Genomic DNA, 18,820 nt, shown 5'->3' with positions numbered 1-18,820 from the left:
ATGAATATATTAAATAGACAAATAAAAAACATATGAAAAACGCAACAACCTTTAGTTTTATTACAATGTTATTGTGCGGGCTTACTGCCTGTAACAAATCGGGAGGAGACGCTCCTATTGAAGACAACCCTATGCCTGAAACCCCTACTGAGTGGGTATTAGACTTCCAAGACAACTTCGATGGCAATGCCTTAAACACAGATAATTGGGCAGTGTACGACAATGAATACCTCGAAAAAGAAGGCAAACTCAAACCCGAGAATACACGCCGTACTTATGCTATAGAAGTGAAAGACGGCTTCTTGAATTGCCTTATCGACAAAGATTATAAACGCGAAGGAATGTTTATAACAGGAGGGATAGCCCATAAGAAGAACTACAAATACGGTAAGTTTGAGTTCAGAATACGTATGGACGAAGACCCTCATAAGTCTTCCAGCGGTTTAGGACTTACTTGGCCTGAGAGTGAAAAATGGCCTGACGATGGCGAAAACGACATCTATGAAACAAATCACGAGGACAACGCTTGGAATACCTATATCCATTACGCAGTATCTGGTAAAGACCAACAGTATCAACAGAGCTTCCGCAACTACAGCAAAACCGATTGGCATATTGTAGCAATGGAATGGGCTCCTGAGTACATAAAGATTTACATCGATGGTAAACTCGAATGGACTCTTAAAGACCCTATAGCAATGGCTAAAGCACCTCACCATTTATGCTTTCAAACTGAAAAAGACATTAACAAACCTTTTACCAAACAACTCAAACTACAAGTAGATTGGGTAAAGGTATACAAATATGTACCTAAAAAGTAAATGAGATATCCATACAAGTTTCTTCCCTTTCTCATCGGTATGCTCCTATGGCTTGCTCACCCCATCTATGGGCAAGCCATTAGGGAGCATATATTGTTAGATAACGGTTGGAAATTCAGCTTAGGGCACGCTACCGACCCTACTAAAGATTTGTTTTACCGCGTGTATAACGACTTCTCTAAAACACTTTCCAAAGGCATTAACTTTTCGAGCATAGACTACGACGATAGCGCGTGGCAAACCGTAGACCTCCCTCACGATTGGGCAGTAATTCTCCCTTTCAGTGAAAAAGGTGATTGGTCACACGGATATAAAGCCTTAGGCAGTACCTTCCCCGAGCATAGTATCGGTTGGTATAGAAAAACCTTTGACCTCAGCAAATCCGAAGCTGGCAAACGCATCGAACTGCAATTCGACGGTATTTTTAGAGACAGTCGGTGTTGGGTAAATGGCATTTATGTAGGGCATCACCTCAGCGGGTATACAGGAATAAAGTACGATATTACCGATTTGGTGCATTTTGGCAAACCCAACGTGATTACCGTAAGGGTAGACGCTACCCAAAACGAAGGTTGGTTCTACGAAGGCGCAGGTATCTATCGGCACGTGTGGCTGAACTCTTACAACTCTGTTCACTCTTCCCCCGAAGAGGTTTTTATCTATACTAAAAGCATTGGCAAACAAGCCGAAATGCACGCCGAAGCCACTGTGCATAACCGAGAAACAAGCTCACAAACTTTTCAGGTGGAATGGACTATTCTTAACCGTGAAAAGAAAGTAATAGCTACTCACAAATCTGCAAATACTACTTTTGCTCCTAACGAAAAAGTAACTGTAAAGAGTATCCTTAACATTCCTAATGCACAGCTTTGGGACACTGAGCGCCCCTATCTGTATACCTTAACAACGAAAATCATTTCCAACGGAAAGACCACCGACCTTATTCACACCCGCTTTGGGGTACGCACTTTTAGTTATCAACCCGACGGCTTTTACCTCAACGACAAAAAAATGAAAATAAAAGGCGTGTGCGTACATCAAGACCACGCCGGCGTAGGTACTGCACTATTAGACGAATTGCAGTATTATCGCATTGGGTTACTCAAAGCAATGGGTGCCAATGCTTACCGCACTGCCCATCACCCTCATAGCCCTGCCGTGCTACAAGCTTGCGACAGTTTGGGTTTATTAGTAATGGACGAGACCCGACTCTTAAACAGCGGGCGAGAATACCGTCAACAATTTGAAGACCTTATCAAGCGCGACCGCAATCACGCTAGCGTCTTTATGTGGTGTATCGGGAATGAAGAAGAAAAAATACAAAGCACCGAAACTGGCGAGCGCATCGCTCGTACGTTGGTGAGCTTGCAAGAGCATTTAGACCCTTCACGCGTGAGCACTTATGGTGCTAATGTGGGCAATGAAAGTGAAGGCGTGAGTGCTGCCATACCCGTACGAGGCTTCAATTACAACCTCTATGGGCTTACCGATTATGAGAAAGCACACCCCAATCAACCTATCATCGGTACCGAAGTAGCCAGCACCGTGGGTACTCGAGGGGTGTATCTGTCGGAAACTGTGCTTGACAAAGCCGGGGGGTACAGCGGTCATTTTGTAGCTGATACCCTACGCGCTTACCTGCTCGACCAAGACAAGAGTTACCCGAGTTGGGCATCACAAGCACAGCAATGGTACAGCACGACTGCTAACGACCCTCGTTTTATGGGAGGTTTCGTATGGACGGGCTTCGACTATCGCGGAGAGCCTACCCCTTTTGCGTGGCCTAATATCAGTTCGCATTTTGGGGTAATGGACGTGTGTGGTTTCCCTAAGAACGTGTATTACTACTACAAAGCCCATTGGAGCGAATCGCCTGTATTGCACATAGCCCCTCATTGGAATCTGAACCTGCCCCAAAACACTGTGGTAAAAGTGTGGGTATATAGCAATACCGAAGAAGTGGAACTTTTCTTGAACGGAAAGACGCTCGGCAAACAAAAAACACCTGCTTTTGGACACTTATATTGGGAAGTACCCTACGAAAAAGGTACGCTGAAAGCCGTAGGCACTAAGAGTGGAAAGCGGATTACCTCCGAAATAACTACTACCGAAAAACCCTTTGCGATTGTGCTTTCTCCTCATAAAACACAACTGAAAGCCGGTAAGCAAGATGCCGTAGTAGTGAACGTGAGTGTAGTAGATAAAAAAGGACGTGAAGTACCCAATGCCGATGCCCTTATACAGTTTCAGCTTACAGGAGATGCTCGCATTATAGGAGTAGGAAACGGCGACCCCAGTTCGCACGAGAAAGATACTTTTGCCGAAGGAGAGCGTGTAGAGCGTAAACTCTTTAATGGCAAATGTCAAGTGATTATCCGCTCAGGTGAAAAAGGCGGAAAGGTACAACTACGCGCTACAAGTAACGGACTGAAAGAGGCGGTGGTGAGAATGAATTAAGGTAAAAGGTAAAACCAGAGAGGGTTCACAGCTGGGTATGTCAGTAAAAAGTAAGTTAAAGCTTGAACGAAAAATAAATAAAGGGAAAAACTGACTTAGAGAGAAAAGAGAGAGAGCATATTGCTGTATTGACAAATATTTTATAACTTTGTGGTGTGAATTAGCAGATTAGGAAATGAGAGAATTAGAAAATGGGTAATGATAAAAAAGGGGGGTTGATAGGTCTGACTTATAGGGCAAATCGGGCTGGTTAGGACTTTCGGAAGGAAACGAAGATTTTCAAAAGGAGACTAAGAGACTTTTTGATGAAAAAGGGCTATGAGAAGGGTGGGGTTAGCTTATAGAGAGCTTATAGGAAGCTTATACGAATCTTGGACGATTGGTATAGAAAGGGTATATAAATTATTGATTAATAGTATGATACAGCGATGCAAAAAATGGTAAAAACGGGGTTTCGAGGCGAAAGAAAGAGGAATAGGCAATAGGCCTTAGGCCATAGGCACTAGGGGGAGTATAACGAAAAAGGGGGAATGTAGTGACGGGAAAGATGAAGGTAATGTGGTGAAAACATCTCTCTATATACACACTCGGTTGTTGCCGACAATCCCGAAAGAAAACTTTCTGCCAAAGAGTATTTTTATAATAGAAAATGCTTTGGTGTAGGAATTGAAATGAATAGTAAGTAATCTTAAAAACAATTATATATGAAGACAAAAGCATTTTTAGCAATGTTGTTATTGGTGATAACAGCTTGTGGTTGTTCTAAAACAGAAGAGGAAACAACATTTCCTGAGGCTGTAATGGTTAAGAGTTTTGCGACTGTAGCAAATACTCCTGAGCATAGTTTTGTGAATTTTGCCCTTACCCAAGATGGTTACCGAGTTGTCCAAAATAAAGAAGCCCTACAAGCGCTCTTTCCTAATACTGACCTCAGTACTATAAAGGAATTTAAGGATATTGATTTCGGTACACAGACTCTTATCATAGGAAGAAAGGGGCTTTCTGAAATGACACAGGCGAAATGTAGGTTTAGCAAGAAAAACAATAATAGCTACGTGCTTACGGTAGACCTCGACTTACTTGGACTATTTGGACCTGTAGTGTTATACTACGGTGCGGTAGTACAAAAAATACCTGAAAACGCTACTGTAACCGTAGAAGTATTGCCTCTTGAAGTGAACAAAGATATTTAGGCACGAGGTCGTAGCAAGACAGGTGGGAAAATTAGAGAATTAGGAAATTTGGAAATGAGCAAATGAGGGTGTGAGTCACACGGGATTATTAGCAGATTTGTCGGAGGGACTCTGAGAGGCTCATTAGAAGAACCTGCCTGCTTTCTGTACGATTGAAATTCGTAAGACAAATAAAAGCATCACTTATAAAAATAATGAATAATTTTAAAAATAGTTTCATATATAAAGACAAAAACGTTTTTAAAACTTGTTACCTATTTCCTATTACTTGATTTAAAATGAACATAACCCTACATAAAACACTAAGAAACGCTTTGTTTTTAATGCTTTGCCTAAGCAGTCCGCTATGTTTGGCACAAGCAAATATAACGGTAAGCAAAACCCACCCGCGCTATTTTGAAAAAAACGGTGCGACGTGGATTCCTATTAGCACCAATTATCTACCATCGCACAATTTTGAAGAGGTAGAAAAGTACTTTAAACACTTTGCCGAGAATGGTGGAAATGCAATGCGCATCTGGATAAGCACTGAGTTCTTAGAAATAGAAGACCAAAGGGAAGGAAAATACAATCCCGAGAAGTTAGCGCGTATAGAACAGTTGCTACAACTTGCAGAAAAGTATCATATTTACCTTAAATTCACCCTGCATCACTTGCGTACTATCTCTAATAACATCTCACCTGAAGCTTCTTGGTGTAACAGCTATTCACTAGCTACCAAGTTCAAGAATGTAAGCGAGTATGTAAGTACTAAAAAAGGCAAAAAGTCCTACTTAAAACGCCTCAGAGCGATTGCTAAAAAATGCCAAAACCACCCGTATGTATATGGGTGGGAGTTGTGGAACGAAATGGATTCAGCAGTACCCGAAGCAGAGTGGCTACCTTTTACCAAAGAGATGCTCGGTAAGGTGAAAAAGTTATGCCCTGAGCAATTGGTTACCCAAACCTTAGGCAGTATGCACGCCTCTTATATGGACGACTACTACAAGAAGTTAGCAGTAATACCTGACAACGAGTTTTTGAGCATTCACCGTTATTTAGACGAGGGCGACAAGTGGCATCAATACCCGATAGTGAAAGGAGCCGTGAGTGATTTAGCAACCGATGCCGTAGCTATGGGCTTGACATTTACCAAAAACGACCCCAAGCCTGTTGTCATCAATGAGATAGGAGCTGTAAACCCTAACCACGCAGGACCTTCGTCGCTTTATACAAAAGACACAGAGGGCATTTTGTTACACGATTTTATCTTTGCACCTTTCTTTGGAGGTAGTGCAGGTTCGGGCAATACTTGGCATTGGGATCATTACATAGAACCTAACCAATTGTGGTATCATTTTGGGCGTTTCAAAAACGCTATTGAAGGAATTGACCCCGTGAAAGAAGCGATGCAACCCTTCTATTTCAAAAGAAATGCTGTAGCCTGTTACGGACTAAAAGGCAAAACAAAAACGATATTGTGGTGCAGAGACCTAACTAACAATTGGAAAACAGAGTTGCGTGAGGGGCGTCCTGCCCAAATGAAACGAGATTTCGAAATACCACTCAACCTCATAAATATAAAATATACTCATTACAGTGTTTACGACCCTTGGACGGATAAATGGGAACGACATATGCCTATGTATGACGGAAAGGCATTGATTCCAGCCTTCAAGCGTTCGATAGTAGTGGTATTAGAAAACCCATAGCATCTTCCTGTCTTCTTTCCTTAGTTTTCTTACTGCCCTGATAGATGAGCAAAGGGCAAAATTATAAAAACAAAGCAATATGTAATTCTCATTTCAAGGGAAGGGTACAGGCAGGAAGGTGTTTTTTATAAAAACGTTAATGTATCTATGAGATATAGCAAACACATCTTTAAAACGCTTATTTCGTTACTTATGATAGGTTGCGCAACACCCGCTATCTTAAAATCTGATAATGAAAAAATCACCCAAAAGAGTTTCAGTGGCGATAGACATATAGAACAGCGCGTAGATTCGGTACTGCGTTTGATGACTCTTGAAGAAAAAATCGGACAAATGACGCAATTCTCAGCCGATTGGTCGGTTACAGGTCCTGTAATGGCTGATAAGTACCAACCTTACCTCGAAAAAGGCTTGGTAGGAAGTATTTTTAACGCTACTTCGGTTGCAGGTATACGAAAATTACAAAAAATAGCGGTAGAACAAACGCGTTTGGGTATTCCTATCCTCTTTGGTCAAGATGTGATACACGGCTATAAAACTATCTTTCCCATTCCGTTAGCTGAATCTTGCTCGTGGGATTTGGCTTTGATGCGCAAAACAGCTGAACTCGCTGCCCGTGAAGCTAGTGCCGATGGTATCAATTGGACGTTTGCCCCTATGGTAGATATTACCCGCGATGCTCGTTGGGGACGGGCAATGGAAGGCGCAGGCGAAGACCCTTACTTAGGAAGCCTCATTGCCGAAGCGCGCGTAAAAGGATTTCAAGGAGGAGACAATTGGCAAACGTTGAGTAGCCCTCACACGCTTTTAGCTTGTGGTAAACACTTTGCCGGCTATGGAGCTGCCGAATCAGGCAAGGACTATAATACAGCTGAACTCTCTATGCACACCTTGCGCAATGTATATTTACCTCCTTATGAAGCGACCCTAAACGCAGGGGTAGGCAGTATAATGGCTTCTTTGAACGAGATAAACGGAGTGCCTGCCACCGCCGACAAGTGGTTGCTTACTGAGGTGCTTCGCAAAGAATGGGGATTTAACGGCTTGTTAGTGAGTGATTACACAGGTATTAACGAGTTGGTACGACACGGGGTAGCCAAAGATGATAAACAAGCGGCAACCCTCTCAGTCAATGCAGGAATAGAAATGGATATGAACGGGGCAACCTTTATTAAATACCTTAGTGCCTTAGTGAAAGAAGGTAAAGTAACCGAAGCTCAAATTGATAAAGCAGTAAGGCATATATTGGAAATAAAGTTCCTTTTAGGTCTTTTTGATGACCCCTACCGATACTTAGATGAAACCCGTGCCAAAGAAAATACTTTTACTGAGGAATATCTGAAAGTAGCGCGACAAGCTGTTGCTTCCTCAGTAGTACTCTTGAAAAATGAAGCTGAAGTGTTACCCATCAAAAAAGATAGCGGTAAAACTATTGCTGTAATAGGCCCTATGATGAACAACACAAGTGATATCAACGGCAGTTGGACGTGCTTAGGTGACGGCAAACAAAGCGTGAGTTTACTCACAGGACTTACCGAAAAATACAAGGGTACAAACGTAAAACTTCTCTATGCCGAAGGTTGTGGTTTTACAACTATTTCAACAGAACAACTCAAAGAAGCGGTTACTATAGCTCGCAAAGCCGATAGGGTATTAGTAGCCGTAGGTGAACAGAGCAGCTGGGCAGGAGAATCGGCGGTGCGCACCGACATTCGTTTGCCTCAAGCACAACGCCAATTGCTCGAAGCACTAAAAGCCATAAACAAGTCTATAGCTATCATTACTTTTAGCGGACGACCGCTCGACCTTTCTTGGGAAAACGAGAATGTACAAGCTATTTTGCAAGCGTGGTTTCCTGGTACGCAAGGAGGCAATGGTATTGCTGATGTGATAGCAGGCGATGTAAATCCTTCGGGACACTTAACGATGTCTTTCCCGCACAATGTAGGGCAAATTCCTATTTACTATAACTACAAAAGCACAGGGCGACCTGTATATACAAATAATGAAGAAGTAGACCACCGCCCTCATTATAACGCAGGATATTTGGATAGTTCCATTACGCCTCTTTATCCTTTTGGGTATGGACTCAGCTATACTACCTTTGCTATTAGTAATGTGCATCTGAATAAAAAAAGTTTGAAACGTTATAACGATAGCATTATAGTAAATGCCTCTGTGCAGAATACAGGAACAACCGAGGGCGAAATAGTGGTACAACTCTATACCCGACAGTTAGTAGCAAGTGTTAGCCGCCCCGTAAAGGAATTGAAAGGGTTTCAGAAAATCTCTCTCAAAGCAGGTGAAAGCAAACAAGTCCGTTTTGAACTGCCTTCCGAAGCTCTTGCGTTTTACGGTATCAATGGAAAAAAGGACACTGAGCCCAGCGAGTGCTTGCTGTGGGTGGGCTTACATTCTGCCGATAATAGTAATGAACAACATTTTACAATAGAAGAATAACAAACCATAAAATAGTAAACGATTATGAGAATACAACGTACCTTATTCTTATCAGTACTTGCCTTGGCGAGTAGCCTCAGCACAGCGCAAACCCACGATTGGGAAAACTTAGCGGTAAGCAGTATCAACACCGAAAAAAGCCATAGCCACTATGAGCCGGCTGGAAAAGTACTCCTCAACGGCAATTGGCAGTTTGCTTACTTCAAGCACCCTTCACAAGTGCCTGCCGATTTCTTTTTGGGCAAAGGCATTACCCAATGGGACGCTATAAAAGTGCCTTCAAATTGGCAACTGCAAAGCAACCGATATGACCCTCCTGTTTTTACCAATATCAAATATCCGTTTGCAATGAACCCTCCTTACACCCCTAAGGACTACAACCCTACGGGAGTGTATAGAACGCTGTTCACAGTGCCTAATAAATGGAAGGGCGAACAGGTATTCATTCACTTTGCGGGAGTGCAATCGGCGATGGAGTTGTTCATCAATGGTAAGCAAGTGGGCTATCACGAAGATGCAATGCTACCTGCCGAGTTCAACATCACTTCTTACCTCAAAAAAGGCAAAAACGAGTTATATGTAAAAGTCTTAAACTGGTCGGACGGCAGTTATATAGAAGACCAAGACTTTTGGCGACTCAGCGGTATCTATCGCGATGTATACCTCTTTGCTACCCCCGAGTTGCGTATGCGTGACTTTTCAGTTTATCCTCAGCTCGATGCGCAATACTGCGATGCTACCTTGCAGGTACAAGTAGAGGTACAGAATTTAGGCGAAAAAGTAAGCGATGCCCTTGTGGTACAAACTACTCTTAAAGACAGTAAAGGCAATGTGATAGGTACCGAAAAAGCCTCTGTTGCGGATATTGCTGCGGGAAAAGAAGCTACTGTTAGTACCCAAATAGCTGTAAAAAATCCGTTGAAATGGACTGCCGAAACTCCTAACCTCTACAAAGTGGAACTCTGTTTGCTCACCGCCAAAGGCAAAGTGTTACAATCGTTTACTCAAAATGTAGGATTTAGGAAGATTGAACTAAACAACGGATTGCTCCTTGTGAATGGCAAGCCTGTGAAGTTTAAAGGAGTAAACCGACACGAGTTCGACCCTTATAACGGTCGCACCATCACCCGCCAATCGATGATTGACGATATTATATTGATGAAAACTCACAACATCAATGCGGTGCGCACCTCTCACTACCCCAATCAGCCTGAGTGGTATACCCTCTGCGACGAATATGGCTTATATGTGGTAGACGAAGCTAATATCGAGAGCCACGGATTGTGGGAAGATGGCTATTACGTAGGCGAACGCTCCGAGTGGCAAAAAGATATCGTAGAGCGCAATGTGAATATGGTTGCCCGCGACAAGAACCACTCTTGTATCATCTATTGGTCGATGGGGAATGAATCGGGTTGGGGCAAGAACTTCGATGCGGCTTACGAGGCGATAAAAGCCCTCGACCCTCAAAAACGCCCTGTGCATTACGAGTCTAAAAATCCTGCTTATGCAGGCGTGCTCTCGCATTATGATATCATCTCTAATATGTACACCGAGCTCAACCACCTGAACAATCTCTTTACCGAAGACCCTAAACGCCCTGTGATTATCTGCGAATATGCCCATTCTATGGGTAACAGCTTGGGTAACTTCCGCAAGTATTGGGAACTTTTTGCTACCAATGAGCGCTACCAAGGTGGCTTTACGTGGGATTGGAAAGACCAAGCGTTGCGTTGCAAAGATAAGAACGGCAAAGAGTATTGGAACATCATCAATCATATTGACAAAGCGAATGTGAACGACGGATTAGTAAATGCCACAGGCGTTCCTCAACCCGAAATGCACGAACTGAAAAAGGTATATCAGTATTTCAATGTAAAGGATATTGATATCAACACAGGCTTGGTACTCATCAGCAATAGCAACTACTTTGTAAATAGCGACGAGGTGTATTTGCAATGGGAACTTATCGAGAATGGCAAGCCTATCGCCAATGGGGTAATCAACGACTTAAACATTGCCCCACAAAGCCAAAGAGCCCTACAAATACCTTTCGATACAAAATTAGTACAAAACGGCAAGGAATACTTTATGAACTTCCGTTTTAAGAATAAAAAGGCTACTGCTTGGGCTTCAAAAGATTTTGAAGTAGCCAAAGAACAACTCGCTTTCCCTAACCGTGTTGAGAGAGAATTCACCAAGCCCTCCGATAAAAAACTAACATTTACTGACGAAGCGACAAACTTCACCGTAAAAGGCGACAATTTTACAGCCGTATTCAGCAAGAAAATAGGTGGTTTAAGTCAATTTACGCATAAAGGGAAAAACCTACTTTCAGAAGCGATGGTGCCCTCTTTTTGGCGTGTGCCTACCGATAACGATGAAGGGGGTTTTGAGCACTCCTATGCCTCAGCTTGGCGCAAAGCGGGATTAAAAGAAGCTACGGTAACAGCTACCAAAATGAAAGCTACACCCATAGGGGAAACCCAAGTGAAGATAGTAGCACACAACCGCATTGAAACCAAAGCGGGCAATATCAGCCAACAAGTAACTTACCTCATCAATGGAGACGGGCGTATAGATATCAGCACAAATATGGAAGTGCCTGCCTCTGTGCCTCCTTTGGCAAGAGTGGGAATGCTCCTAACGCTCGACAAGAGTTTTAACAAAGTGGAATGGTACGGCAAAGGTCCTTATGAAACTTATGCCGATAGAAAAGAATCAGCTTTTGTGGGTATTCACAGCGGTGCGGTAAAGGATATGCACTTCCCTTATGTGATGCCTTCTGAAAATGGCAACCATATCGATACCCGTTGGCTCAAACTCCTTTCGGGTATTACCGAACTATACATCAGTGCTCCTAAGCTATTTAATTTCAACGTACAAGACTATTCGGATGACGCGCTAAACCAATCCAAAGAAACCCAAGAACTGCGCCGTGGAGACCACACTTATTTGCATATCGATGAAGCTCAAATGGGTGTAGGAGGAGACGACAGCTGGTCGCCACGCGTACATAAAGAGTTTTTGCTCAACCAACCGTATTATCATTACGAATTTAGCATTCAGGTAGGGGGGAAATGAGAAAATTAGGAAATTTGGAAATGAGAGAATTAGAAAATGAGAGAATTAGCAAATGGGGAAGGGTTGAGGAATTCGGAAGGAAACGGAGGAAATCAAAAGAAGGTTAAGACTGTTTTTGGTGAAAAAAGGCTTCAAGGAGGGTGGGGTTAGCTTATAGAGAGCTTATAGGAAGCTTATACGAATCTTGGACGATTGGTATAGGAAGAGTGTATAAGTAGTTGATTTATACTGCAATACAGCAAGGCTAAAAATGCCAAAAACAGGGTTTCGAGGCGAAAGAAAGAGGAAGAGGCACTAGGCCTTAGGCCATAGGCAATAGGAGGGAGTATGACAAAAAAGAGAATTAGCAAATTAGAGAATTTGGAAATTAGAAAATTAGTAAATGGGGAAGTGTAAGGTCTTAGACATTAGGTAATAGGGGATAACATCCCACTTTACACATACTCCGCTATCGCGGACTTCCTTCAAAGGAGAAAATTATGGCGAGTCATTTATTCGGTAAGCCCCCGAACCCCCGAAGGGGGACAAGCTGGAAAAGGAGACAAACCTCCCCTTTACACATACCCAGCTGTCGCTGGCTACCTTCAAAAGGGGAGTGTAGCGACGGAAAATCGAAAGAAAAGACGAATGAAGAGAGACGAATGACGAAGGCGGACTTCCTTTAAAGGGGGAATGTAATGAAGGAAAAGGGAATTAGTAAATTAGAAAATTTGGGAATTAGCAAATTTGAAAAATGAGGGAACTACTCTACATAATATGGGCGTTATTTCCTGCGTTGCTCTCAGCGCAGGACTGGGCGTATCTATCCAAAATCACCACCCACAACGGATTGGTGAGCAATGAGGTAACCAGTATGTTGCAGGACTCAAAAGGCTTTATATGGATAGGCACTGATGACGGTTTGCACAAGTTTGATGGCTATGATATCACTGTGTATAAGCACAATAGCACCCAGAAGAACAGCCTTGCAGGAAACTCTATCAGGTGTTTGTTTGAAGACAGTCAGCACAACCTTTGGATTGGCTTAAAAGGCGAAGGACTCAGCAAACTGAACCTGCGCACGGGTATCTTCACCACCTACAAACATCAAAAAGGGAGTAAAAGCCTTAGCTATAACGATGTAGCGGGCATAGTAGAGGACGAAGCGGGTATGATTTGGATAGCCGTAGACCGCGGCGGACTGGATATGCTCAACCCCAAAACAGGTGTTTTCACTCATTATGACATTCGAGAAAAAGGTACTTCCAAACCTCTGAACAACGCCCTTACGGGTATGGTAGCTACCAATGGCACGCTCATACTCAGTTCGTGGGGTGGCGGGGTGTACAGTTTTAACCGCAAGGAAAAACAATTTGAGCTACACCCTTACTGGTATACAAACGACACCGATGAGAAGGTATGCAAGCACATTTTCAATCTCTACAAAGACCCAGAAGGCACTGTTTGGGTATCATCGGCTCACGGTGGTTTGTATAGCTTAAATGAAAAAACAAAAAACTACCAACGTTATGCGGTGTGTGGCGCGACCCATTGCACGCATAATGTAAATGTGCTTTCGGTTGCCGATGACGGTCAGCACAACATTTGGATAGAGACCAACGAGGGCATCAAACTCCTCAACAAAAACACTCACGCCTTTACCGACTTGCAAAACCCGCAACTCGCTAATGAAAGTGTGAATCACATCTACCGAGATAAAAGCCAACTGATGTGGGTGAGTACCGCCTCAGGGATTTACTATTTTAGCCCTACCCCTGCCCAATTCAAATGGGTGAGGTACAAGAATTTTCTTTCGGAAAAGCAAGTGCGCGCTATCTTTAAGGACAGCAAAGGCAACCTCTGGATAGGGGGCTTAAACCATATTGATAAACTCAACCCCGACAGAAAGACACTCACTGCTTTTAGCAACCAATCCTACAACCCCAATACCCAGCTCTATCAGGCTTTTTGTGAAGATGCGGAAGGCAATATTTGGATAGGCAACTACGCCAATTACCTCATTAAGTACAACCCTTCGTCCAACAGTTTTAGTCAAGTGCCCATTCCCGTGCCTACCGGTACGAACTACACCTACCGCAACGTCTATCAAATTACCAAAGATTGGGACAATTCCTTTTGGCTTGCTACCGAGTTGGGGGCAATCAACTACCAGCCCGCTACGGGGGTTTTTACCCCGCTATTCGAAAGTAAAAACATTATCTACCCCGAAGATAAAACCCACGTAATTCACCGAGACCAAGATCTGCTTTTGTGGGTAGGCACCGAAAAAGGCTTGCGTTGTTATACCCGCGACCTAAAACTCAAACACACCTATACAGCCCTAAAAAACAACACACACGCCCTGAGCAACGACTTTATTACGGCTATCCACGAGAGCAAGGACGGCACTTTGTGGATAGGCACCAAAGGAGGGCTACACAAGTTCGACAAGAAAACCGAACGCTTTGAACTCATTCGCCGTAAAGGCACCGACTATGGTGACCCTATTTTCGGTTTGGCAGAAGACAACAGTGGCAATCTGTGGATGAGTACCCCTTCGGCAGTACTGAAATACAGCCCAAAAAGCCAACAGTTCCAAGTGTTCAACGAGTACGACGGATTGCAAAATTCGGGCTTTCAATTAGGAGCTTTTGCACAAGCCAAAGACGGCGAGCTACTCATTGGAGGAAAAGACGGTTTTAATACTTTCTATCCTCAACAGCTTACCCTTAACCAAACCCAACCCAAAGTAGTAATTTCTGATTTTCAAATATTCAACAAATCGGTACGACCAGAAGAAAGAGGGGTGCTCACCGAAGTGATAGATGAAACCCAAAGCATTCACCTCAAACATTGGCAATCAGTAATATCGTTCCGTTTTTCGGCATTGAACTATCGCGCTTCTTTCAAAAACCAATACGCCTATATGCTCGAAGGTTTTGATAGCGATTGGATTTATGATGCTTCCGAGCGCATCGCTACCTATACAAACCTCAACCCAGGTACTTACATTTTCAAAGTAAAAGCCACCAACAACGACGGGGTGTGGAGCGAAAAACCTACTACAATTAAGATAATAGTAGCCCCTCCGCTTTGGCGAACAACTTGGGCTTATATCCTCTATGCCTTGCTGGGAGTGGGCTTGCTCGTGCTTATTGTGAAGTATTACACCATCAAGGAAAGAGACAAGCAGAACCTGCGTATCTCCCAATTGGAAGCCCAGCGTATGTACGAAATCAACGAGATGAAAACCAACTTTTTCTCTAACATCTCTCACGAGTTCAAAACACCGCTTTCACTTATTGTAGGTCCGCTAAACCAAATGGTAGATGATGAGAATTCTCCTAAGCAGCACAAAGAGAAATATACAATGATGTTGCGCAACGCCCAAAAACTGATGCGCCTCATCAACCAATTACTCGATTTTAGAAAGTTAGAAAAGAACAAATTAGAACTAAATTTGCAATACGACGATGTAGTGAAATTTGTAAAAGGGGTGAGTGAAACCTTTGCTTATCTGGCTTTAGAAAAACAAATACAATACACTATCAAAAGTACAATGCCCAGCTTGTGGATGCCTTTTGATGCTGATAAGTTAGACAAAATTCTCTACAATCTCATCGGAAATGCCTTCCAATACACCCCCGAAAAAGGTGCAATCACGGTACTCATTGCGACTGTGGTGCAAAACCAGCAGAAGTTTTTGCAAATAAAGATAGCCGATACAGGCATTGGCATCTCCAAAGAAGAACAAAAACAGCTCTTTACCGCTTTTTTGCAAGGCAAACGCCAGAAAGAACTCCACAACGAGGGTGCTGGCTTAGGGCTCGCTTTTACCAAAGACCTCATCGACCTACACCAAGGGCATATAGAGGTAGAAAGTGAAGAAAAACAAGGGGCTACCTTCACGGTATTGTTGCCTATTTTAGATGTGCCACAACTCCACGACGAGGCGTCTATCACCTTGCAACAGATAGACACTACCCAAGAGGTGAAAGAAATAGCTCCACAAGAAAATGCAACCGACAAGGAAGAGACTATTTTGGTAGTGGAAGACAACGACGATATGCGCGATTATATAGAGCACATCCTCAACGAGCATTTCCACGTACTATTGGCACGCGATGGTGAAGAGGGCTTAGAATTGGCAATTGCCCACATTCCCGACCTTATCGTATCGGATATTATGATGCCTAAACGCGATGGTATTTCAATGGTAAAAGAACTGCGCGCCAACGAAAAAACAAACCATATTCCTATCATTCTGCTCACTGCCTTAGACAAAGAATCGCAAGTGGTAGAGGGGTATAGTTTGGGTGTGGAAGACTATATCACCAAACCTTTTTCGGCTAAAATACTCAGCAAGCGCATCGAAAATATACTGCTTTCGCGCAAGAAGCTGTGGGAACAGTACAGTTCCTCCCCTAACCTGAATGTATACCGCGAAAAACTCATCGGGCAACCTTGGAAAAAAGAGTTTGTAGATAAAGTGAACAACATTGTAATGGAACACCTCAGCGACCCCGAGTTTGGTATCGATGCCCTCGCCGATGCCCTAAATATGAGCACTAACCAACTCTTCAAAAAGGTAAAAGCCATTATGAACACCACCCCTTACAACGTGATTGTACAAATACGTATGACCGCCGCTGCCGAACTGATGAAACAAGGCAATTTGAACATCTCGGAAGTAGCCTATAAGGTGGGTTACCAAGAGCTATCGAATTTCAGTCGCTCGTTTAAGAAGTTCTACAACGTCTCACCGAGAGAGTATTTAAAAGGGGAAAGTGAAAAGTGAAGTGTATAAGCTAATTTGATAAGTTTTATAGAAGAAAAGATAAGTGGATAAAGACTTTATTGCCTTACCTTTGCAACACAAAATGTACCACCAAAAAGTATTTGTATGTTTTTAAGAAGTTATATATACCTTTTATGCCTTGGGATTGCCTCCATCACTACCACTGTGAAAGCGCAACCCTATGTATCACCCATTGGTGCACAGGTGTTTATCGAACCTGGGCAAACTGATGAGGAGATAAATACTTGGTTCAAACTCCTCAGCGAGTACCAAATGAACTGTTGTCGCATTCGTATGTTCGAAAACTATATGAAGCGCCCCGACGGTACTTGGGATTTCTCGCTGTTCGACAAGGCTTTTAAAGCAGCCGAGCGATACAATGTGAAGATTGTAGGCACGCTCTTCCCCGCTGCCCCCGACAATTCATTAGGTGGCTTTAAACACCCTTATTCGCAGTCGCATCTACAAGAAATTGCTACCTATATCAAGCAAGTAGTAACCCATTTCAAAACCTCACCTGCCCTCTATGGTTGGGTGCTGATGAACGAACCTGGCACTGGGGGTTGGGTGCCTAACGATACTTTTGCCAATACCCAAAAAAGTGAATGGCTCAAAACACTACAACCTACTGCCTACAACAGCAAAGGCTACCCACAAATAGTAGATTTCACTCCTCAACAATTCTTGCTGCACTACAACACTTGGTACCTGCAATGGATTGCCAACGAGGTGAAAAAGTACGACCCTAATGCCTATTTGCACGTCAATTCTCACCAAATATTCAGCAATATTGCCGAATACAACTTCCCCGCTTGGCGCAACTTCCTCAATTCGTTAGGTGCTTCAGCTCACCCCAGTTGGCATTACACTATGTTTCACAGAAGTCAGTACGCTACGGCTTTGGGGGCAAATTGCGCTATCATACGTTCGGGAGCAGGCGATTTGCCTTTTTGGGTAACCGAATTGCAAGGGGGCAACAACACTTATAGTGGTTATAAAGCCTTCTGCCCTACCAAAGAAGAAATCACCCAATGGCTGTGGACGAGCATTGGCAACGGTGCTGAACACATCTTGTTTTGGTGCTTGAACCCGCGTGCTGTGGGCGATGAAGCAGGCGAATGGGCACTCGTAGATTTCCAAAACCAACCTACCGACCGACTCACTGCTGCCTCCGAAGTTGCCAAAACACTCCGAAAAATCAATATCAGCAAATTTAAACCTGTAGTAGCTAACATTCATATCCTCTATACCCGCGAAACTCTTTGGGTAGAAAAGAAAGCGCAACTAAATGATAATACCAACAATGATTACGAGGGCAGAAACACGGGAGGTGCTATGAAATCGGCGTTTGCAATGTACGAAACCCTACTTGAAAACGGCATCAATAGTCAGTTTCAGTGCTTTGATGAGTTCAACTGGAACAAACCCTCTTATAAAGGCGAAACCATTATTTTATCAGGACAAATAAGCCTCCCATCGCGTTATTGGGAACCCCTGCGCAACTTTGTACGCAATGGTGGCAAACTGATAATGGAAGGACTCAGTGCGTTCTACGACGAAAATATGTTTGCCCTACATCACACAGGATTTCCGCTACAAGATGTATTGGGAGGAGCGCTGAAAGAAGTAAAATGCCTCCCTACCGATTTCAGTGTAAATTACCAAAACGCACCCCTGCCCGCCCATCTTTGGAAAGGAAGTATCTACAATACTCAAGGACAAATAGTTGCCCAAGAGGGGAATAGTGTGTTGGCAACGCGACATCGCTTTATGAGGGGAGAAACCTTTTGGTTTCCATCGTTATTGGGTATGGGTGCTTTGCGCAGTGGCAAAGGGGAAGCACTTTCGCATTTGCTACTCGCCGAAGTGCAAGCCACAGTGCCTTTTCAGTTTGAAACTTACCAAAAAGGAGTGCAAATGTATACGATGCAAAAAGGCAATCAATATCTTACTATCCTCATTAACAAACGCCCACAAGCTACCTCAGTGGCATTGCGCTACCCCAAAGGAGTAAATCCTTCAGTTGTTTTTGCGGATAAGGGAGGAAGTGCAACAGCTAACACCGCCCGCCTATCCTCCGAAGAGACATTAGTGATTCTTTGGAAATAGATACAAATTAATATTGATGTTTTTTCCTAAAAAAGCTGTACGAGTATAGTTACATCGTACAGCTTTTTTGTTATTCAATGTGAATTCGATGTTAGAAAAGTGTAGCTTACGCTACAGAAATCTTACAAATCTTAAAAAAAATCAAACAAATGGATAGCTTTGCTGTTTTAAATGTCTCGCACAGATTTCACGAATTACACGAATTTGACACAGATAAATCTCTATTAT

General features: G+C 43.2%; 8 protein-coding genes and 1 pseudogene. All 9 read left to right on the top strand.

Features of this window, described 5'->3' with window-relative positions; genetic code table 11:
- The first annotated feature begins 32 nt into the window (after nucleotides 1–32).
- On the top strand, nucleotides 33–821 hold the full coding sequence (locus ACSQ7D_RS07815) for a glycoside hydrolase family 16 protein (RefSeq protein WP_009411015.1): 789 nt from the start codon (nucleotides 33–35) through the stop codon (nucleotides 819–821).
- Entirely contained in the window at nucleotides 822–3,278 is a 2,457-nt protein-coding gene (galA, locus tag ACSQ7D_RS07810; protein ID WP_437135847.1) for a beta-galactosidase GalA, read from the top strand. It abuts the gene before it with no gap.
- Nucleotides 3,279–3,982: 704 nt separating this feature from the next.
- The gene (locus ACSQ7D_RS07805; protein WP_437135846.1) at nucleotides 3,983–4,471 is read left to right on the top strand and encodes a hypothetical protein; all 489 of its coding nucleotides are present in this window, start codon (nucleotides 3,983–3,985) and stop codon (nucleotides 4,469–4,471) included.
- A 278-nt stretch (nucleotides 4,472–4,749) separates the two neighbouring features.
- Nucleotides 4,750–6,162 carry a cellulase family glycosylhydrolase gene (locus tag ACSQ7D_RS07800; RefSeq protein ID WP_437135845.1) on the top strand — a complete coding sequence of 471 codons (1,413 nt, stop codon included), beginning with the start codon at nucleotides 4,750–4,752 and terminating at the stop codon, nucleotides 6,160–6,162.
- A gap of 147 nt (nucleotides 6,163–6,309) precedes the next feature.
- Nucleotides 6,310–8,622, top strand: a complete 2,313-nt coding sequence (locus ACSQ7D_RS07795; RefSeq protein WP_437135844.1) for a glycoside hydrolase family 3 N-terminal domain-containing protein — start codon at nucleotides 6,310–6,312, stop codon at nucleotides 8,620–8,622.
- A 24-nt stretch (nucleotides 8,623–8,646) separates the two neighbouring features.
- Complete coding sequence (locus ACSQ7D_RS07790) at nucleotides 8,647–11,706, top strand: glycoside hydrolase family 2 TIM barrel-domain containing protein (protein ID WP_437135843.1); 3,060 nt, start codon at nucleotides 8,647–8,649, stop codon at nucleotides 11,704–11,706.
- A 450-nt stretch (nucleotides 11,707–12,156) separates the two neighbouring features.
- Nucleotides 12,157–12,307, top strand: a pseudogene (locus tag ACSQ7D_RS07785) (phosphinothricin acetyltransferase).
- Nucleotides 12,308–12,439: 132 nt separating this feature from the next.
- Nucleotides 12,440–16,483, top strand: a complete 4,044-nt coding sequence (locus ACSQ7D_RS07780; RefSeq protein WP_437135842.1) for a hybrid sensor histidine kinase/response regulator transcription factor — start codon at nucleotides 12,440–12,442, stop codon at nucleotides 16,481–16,483.
- 105 nt (nucleotides 16,484–16,588) lie between these two features.
- Nucleotides 16,589–18,592 carry a beta-galactosidase gene (locus ACSQ7D_RS07775; protein ID WP_437135841.1) on the top strand — a complete coding sequence of 668 codons (2,004 nt, stop codon included), beginning with the start codon at nucleotides 16,589–16,591 and terminating at the stop codon, nucleotides 18,590–18,592.
- Nucleotides 18,593–18,820 lie beyond the last annotated feature (228 nt).

The sequence above is a fragment of the Capnocytophaga sp. G1920 genome (genome assembly GCF_051417515.1).
The sequence above is the reverse complement of the archived record's forward strand: the minus strand, read 5'-3'. Positions and strand labels throughout refer to the sequence as shown.

Bases quoted from the DNA above. Each gene is read 5' to 3' on its own strand.
- ACSQ7D_RS07790 (WP_437135843.1), top strand. From the start codon at position 8,647: ATGAGAATACAACGTACCTTATTCTTATCAGTACTTGCCTTGGCGAGT.
- ACSQ7D_RS07815 (WP_009411015.1), top strand. From the start codon at position 33: ATGAAAAACGCAACAACCTTTAGTTTTATTACAATGTTATTGTGCGGG.
- ACSQ7D_RS07780 (WP_437135842.1), top strand. From the start codon at position 12,440: ATGAGGGAACTACTCTACATAATATGGGCGTTATTTCCTGCGTTGCTC.
- galA (WP_437135847.1), top strand. From the start codon at position 822: ATGAGATATCCATACAAGTTTCTTCCCTTTCTCATCGGTATGCTCCTA.
- ACSQ7D_RS07800 (WP_437135845.1), top strand. From the start codon at position 4,750: ATGAACATAACCCTACATAAAACACTAAGAAACGCTTTGTTTTTAATG.
- ACSQ7D_RS07775 (WP_437135841.1), top strand. From the start codon at position 16,589: ATGTTTTTAAGAAGTTATATATACCTTTTATGCCTTGGGATTGCCTCC.
- ACSQ7D_RS07805 (WP_437135846.1), top strand. From the start codon at position 3,983: ATGAAGACAAAAGCATTTTTAGCAATGTTGTTATTGGTGATAACAGCT.
- ACSQ7D_RS07795 (WP_437135844.1), top strand. From the start codon at position 6,310: ATGAGATATAGCAAACACATCTTTAAAACGCTTATTTCGTTACTTATG.